This is a genomic window from Pedococcus sp. P1_H8, assembly GCF_056405175.1.
In genome coordinates this window covers 1-689 of the sequence record NZ_JBFUCP010000044.1, presented here as the reverse complement: position 1 = coordinate 689, position 689 = coordinate 1, and the positions used below count along the sequence as shown (strand labels likewise).

Here is a 689-nt window from a genome sequence, read left to right as displayed (position 1 = left end):
GACCACAGCCGATGTGATTCCGGAAGGCTCGCCCGAACGGGCGGCACCGGACGAGCAGGCCTTCATCGACATGCAGGCGAGCCCGGAGTTCCAGGACCTCCGACGCCGGCTGCGGAACTTCGTGTTCCCGATGACGGCCTTCTTCCTGCTCTGGTACGCCGTCTACGTGCTGCTGGCGACGTACGCCGGCGACTTCATGGCCACCAAGGTCATCGGGAACGTCAACCTCGGCCTGATCCTCGGACTCGGCCAGTTCGTGACGACCTTCGTGATCACCGGCCTCTACGTGCGGTTCGCGAACCGTGAACTCGATCCGCGGTCCTCGGCGATCCGCAAAGAACTGGAAGGCCCGCAGCTGTGAACACCATCCTCGCGGCATCGTCGGCCGATGTCGGCAACCCGATGCTCAACATCGCCATCTTCGTGGCCTTCGTCGTCATCACCATGACCATCGTGATCCGCGCCAGCCGCACCACCACCAAGGCGTCGGACTTCTACACCGGCGGCGCCCAGTTCTCCGGCCCGCAGAACGGGTTCGCGATCGCGGGCGACTACCTGTCGGCGGCGTCCTTCCTCGGCATCGCCGGCGCCATCGCGGTCTACGGCTACGACGGCTTCCTCTACTCGATCGGATYCCTGGTGGCCTGGCTGGTGGCCCTGCTGCTGGTCGCGGAGTTGTTGCGCAACAC

2 protein-coding genes are annotated in these 689 nt (G+C 65.4%); both read left to right on the top strand.

Going from position 1 to position 689, the window contains the following annotated elements; all coding sequences use genetic code 11:
* Positions 1–70 precede the first annotated feature (70 nt).
* A complete protein-coding gene (locus tag AC1DYG_RS18725; RefSeq protein WP_477641376.1) occupies positions 71–361 on the top strand; it encodes a DUF485 domain-containing protein in 291 nt (96 codons plus the stop codon).
* A 41-nt stretch (positions 362–402) separates the two neighbouring features.
* On the top strand, positions 403–689 hold a 287-nt coding region (locus AC1DYG_RS18720), incomplete at its 3' end, for a sodium:solute symporter family transporter (RefSeq protein WP_477641375.1).